The organism is Abditibacteriota bacterium (assembly GCA_017552965.1).
Classification (GTDB): domain Bacteria; phylum Armatimonadota; class UBA5829; order UBA5829; family UBA5829; genus RGIG7931.
In genome coordinates this window covers 1-3,298 of record JAFZNQ010000007.1, presented here as the reverse complement: position 1 = coordinate 3,298, position 3,298 = coordinate 1, and the positions used below count along the sequence as shown (strand labels likewise).

At 57.3% G+C, this 3,298-nt stretch carries 5 protein-coding genes and 1 riboswitch; of the genes, 4 read left to right on the top strand and 1 reads right to left on the bottom strand.

Features of this window, described 5'->3' with window-relative positions; all coding sequences use genetic code 11:
• Window positions 1-615: 615 nt before the first annotated feature.
• Window positions 616-720: riboswitch (TPP riboswitch) on the top strand.
• A gap of 50 nt (window positions 721-770) precedes the next feature.
• Window positions 771-1,937: a putative hydroxymethylpyrimidine transporter CytX gene (gene cytX, locus IK083_00985; GenBank protein MBR4748134.1), complete on the top strand. Its 1,167-nt coding sequence runs from the start codon at window positions 771-773 to the stop codon at window positions 1,935-1,937.
• Here cytX and IK083_00980 read toward each other — a convergent pair whose 3' ends face one another.
• The gene (locus IK083_00980; GenBank protein MBR4748133.1) at window positions 1,938-2,216 is read right to left on the bottom strand and encodes a hypothetical protein; all 279 of its coding nucleotides are present in this window, start codon (window positions 2,214-2,216) and stop codon (window positions 1,938-1,940) included.
• 43 nt (window positions 2,217-2,259) lie between these two features.
• Between IK083_00980 and IK083_00975 the strand changes: the two genes are divergently transcribed.
• The 3 genes from IK083_00975 to IK083_00965 form a co-directional block, all read left to right on the top strand.
• On the top strand, window positions 2,260-2,523 hold the full coding sequence (locus IK083_00975) for a DUF167 domain-containing protein (GenBank protein MBR4748132.1): 264 nt from the start codon (window positions 2,260-2,262) through the stop codon (window positions 2,521-2,523).
• A complete protein-coding gene (locus IK083_00970; GenBank protein ID MBR4748131.1) occupies window positions 2,520-3,065 on the top strand; it encodes a GNAT family N-acetyltransferase in 546 nt (181 codons plus the stop codon). The genes IK083_00975 and IK083_00970 overlap by 4 nt, the downstream gene beginning before the upstream one ends.
• 119 nt (window positions 3,066-3,184) lie before the next feature.
• Window positions 3,185-3,298 (top strand): helix-turn-helix domain-containing protein (locus IK083_00965; protein ID MBR4748130.1); only part of this gene is annotated, 114 nt, incomplete at its 3' end.

Here is a 3,298-nt window from a genome sequence, read left to right as displayed (position 1 = left end):
GGAAGGGATCTCGGGCGGGACCCGTTTGCCTCTTCCTTGCTCCGGCAACGCCGGAGAAGGCAAATGGGGAGGACCCGGCTGAAGCAGAGACGAAAGAAGCATAAGAGCGCTTTTCTGTCCCGTTGGGCTTGCCCGTGTCCGCGGCTCGCGGTTCGTTCGTGAAGAGCATTGCGTCTCCCCGCGTCATCTCGGCCCAAATCGCAAAATATGTAATGCGCCGGCATTACGCGATTTGGGGTAAGAGATCTACGGTGGGGCCCGCCAGCCCATTCCTTACTCTGCCAATGGCAGAGAGGGCTGGTGGGAGGGGCCGTATCGCGGGGCTTGAGGCGAAGTGTAGTCGAGCGCTTTTTTGTCCCGTTGGGCTTGTCCGTGTCCGCGGCTCGCGGTTCGTTCGGAGGGGACTTCGAACCTCACCCCAAAAAATCTGCGATTTTTCGGGGACCCCGAGAGTGTCTGCTCCGATGGGCCCTCACCGCCGAAGTGACGTGGTGTTTGAACGGGACAGGCGCGATAATCTGCATGGCCAAGCATTTCGGGGCCATAGACCGGGATGCCCTCATCGTGCCGGTGTGGATGCTGCAGCCCTTGACTATTGCGTCCCCGGGTGGTATCATAGTATCTGTAGGGAGCTTGCTTTGGCAGGCTGAGAGGAAGTACGGCTTCGACCTGTGACCTGATCCGGATAATGCCGGCGTAGGTAAAAATGAGATCGCGCGTCCCCCCGGGGACGCTTTTTTAGGGCCTGAAGCGAACATACCGGAGGAAAAATGCAGGAAAAGAAAACGAGTTTGTTTGACAACGGCCTCATATGGTTTGGCGCGGCGGTATCCATCGCCGAGATCATGACAGGGGCCTACTTTGCCCCTTTGGGCTTTGGCAAGGGGCTGGCGGCCATTCTCATCGGTCACGTGATAGGCTGCGTGGTGTTTTATCTGGCGGGGGTCATCGGCGGCGAAAGCGGCAAAAGCGCCATGGAGGCGGGCAAGCAGAGCTTTGGTCAAAAGGGCGGCCTCCTCTTTTGCGTGCTGAACGTCATCCAGCTCCTGGGCTGGACCGCCATCATGATCTACGACGGCGCATCCTCTGCCAACGGCATATGGAGCGCGGGCATTCCTTTTTGGTGTATACTGATCGGCGCTCTGATAATAGTGTGGGTGGCCGTGGGAGTCAGAAGGATGGGCGCCCTGAACACGGTGGCCGGCGCCTTTTTGTTTTTGCTGACGGTGGTCCTGAGCGTGCTCATATTTACCAAGGGCACCTTTCACAGGGCGGCGGGGGAGCTGCTGTCCTTTGGCGCGGCCATTGAGCTGGCGGCCGCCATGCCTCTGTCATGGCTGCCTCTGGTGAGCGACTACACCAGGGAAGCCGCCGACCCCAAAAAGGCTTCTCTCGTCAGCGCCCTGGTGTACGGTGTGGTGAGCTGCTGGATGTACGTGATCGGCATGGGGGCGGCCATATACACCTCCGAGACTGCCATCGCAGAGATCATGCTGAAGGTGGGCCTGGGGGTCTGGGGCCTGGTCATAGTGGTGTTTTCCACGGTCATGACCACCTATCTGGACGCCTATTCCGCCGGCATGTCCTCCGAGGCCGTGTCCGTCAGGATCAGCGCAAAATGGGCGGGGATAGCCACCGCCGTGATAGGCTGCGCCGTGGCCATGCTGTTTTCGCTGGAAAATATCACCGGCTTTTTGTACTTCATAGGCTCTGTGTTCGCTCCCATGGCCGCAGTGCAGATCGCCGATCATTTTATCCTGAAAAACAAAGGGTCCGGCGCGTTCAACGCGCCGAACCTGCTGAGCTGGGTGCTGGGGTTTGGGATATACCGATATCTGATGACTCTGGATATATGCGTGGGCAACACTCTGCCCGATATCCTGATCACCATAGCTGTCTGTGTGGCTCTCAACCGGCTGATGGCGCGGAGAGCCTGATCACTTTTCCCGGGGGCCGAAATACATCTTGATGCCCTTGTCGGCGATCAGGGAACCTGCCGCCGTCATAAATATGAGCATCACTATCTTGACGAGAGTATTGGCGGCCCAGGATGACAGCAGGTTGGCCAGAGGGGTCTTGCTGTCGTTGAGGAGCTGAGTGACAGCCGGCTCTTCGCTCAGGAATATGAGAAATACCATATACGCCACCGCAGCCAGTATGGCTATGCCCAGAAAGAATACGATGACGCCTATTACTTGTGACGATCTGTTGTTCATACCTTAATTATACCACAAAGACCGTCAGTCTGACAACAAGCCTATGATAATACAAGTCCGTCTGAGCCCCAGGGGCTCCAAAAACATGTTTCAGGAACTGAAGGGAGAAGTGTTCTGCATCAAGCTGACCGCCCCTCCCGTGGAGGGCGCCGCCAATCAGGCCCTCGTCAAATTTCTCTCCGACAGGCTGGAGGTGAACAAGAGCCGCATCAGGCTGGTGTCCGGCCACAAGTCCAGAGACAAAAAGCTGGAGATAGACGGCCTGACCTTTGAGGAGATCAAGGCCCGGCTGGAGGCTGCCAAATGAACTGCGTGAAGATAGACCCCTCCTATCCCCTTCTGAGGGAATGGCTGGACCTGCTGGGGAAATGCTTTGACGGGGTGAACCCCGCCTGGATATACGACTTTCTCCGGATGGAGCCCTTTTTGCTGCTGGCTCTGGAGGACCAGGGCGCCCTGGCGGGCACCGTGTGTCTGAAGTTTTCCCCGGGCTGGGCCTACATGATGTTTTTGGCTGTGGAGCCCCGCCGCCGCTGCGGCGGTCTGGGCAGGCTGCTGTGGCAAAGGGCGCTGGAGGAAGCCGGGGCAAGAGGCAAAAAGGGCCTCATCTGGGAGTGTCTCACCGAGGACTGCCTGCCGGAGGGAGAGGCCCGGCATCTGGCCGTCAGGCGCATGGGCTTTTATGACAGGCTGGGAGGCAGACCCCTGGAGGGCTGCCGGACCCGGAGCCTGTTGCCGGAGGCGGCGGTGGAGCTGAGGTATCAGGTGATGTATTATCTGCTGGACCCGGAGGCCTGTCCCCGGGAGGGAGCCCGGGAGATCTTCGGAGACGAGCTCATCACACAGTAACGAGAGGCCAGGGGGGTGAATTATACTATTAAGTGCAACAGGTAATAAGGAGATAGAAGTTCATACGAAATTCGTGTAGAATGAAGTTGCTAGACTACAAAACTACGGAGGAAAATCGTATGAACTATAAACATCTTACCATAGAAGAGAGGTGTTGTATACGGAAATATCTCTTAGAGGGGCTAAGTTTACGAAAAATTGCGCTATTAATTGGAAGAAGCGCTAGCACTGTT

Coding starts and splice junctions, on each gene's coding strand:
- cytX (MBR4748134.1), top strand. CDS start 771: ATGCAGGAAAAGAAAACGAGTTTGTTTGACAACGGCCTCATATGGTTT.
- IK083_00980 (MBR4748133.1), bottom strand. CDS start 2,216: ATGAACAACAGATCGTCACAAGTAATAGGCGTCATCGTATTCTTTCTG.
- IK083_00975 (MBR4748132.1), top strand. CDS start 2,260: ATGATAATACAAGTCCGTCTGAGCCCCAGGGGCTCCAAAAACATGTTT.
- IK083_00970 (MBR4748131.1), top strand. CDS start 2,520: ATGAACTGCGTGAAGATAGACCCCTCCTATCCCCTTCTGAGGGAATGG.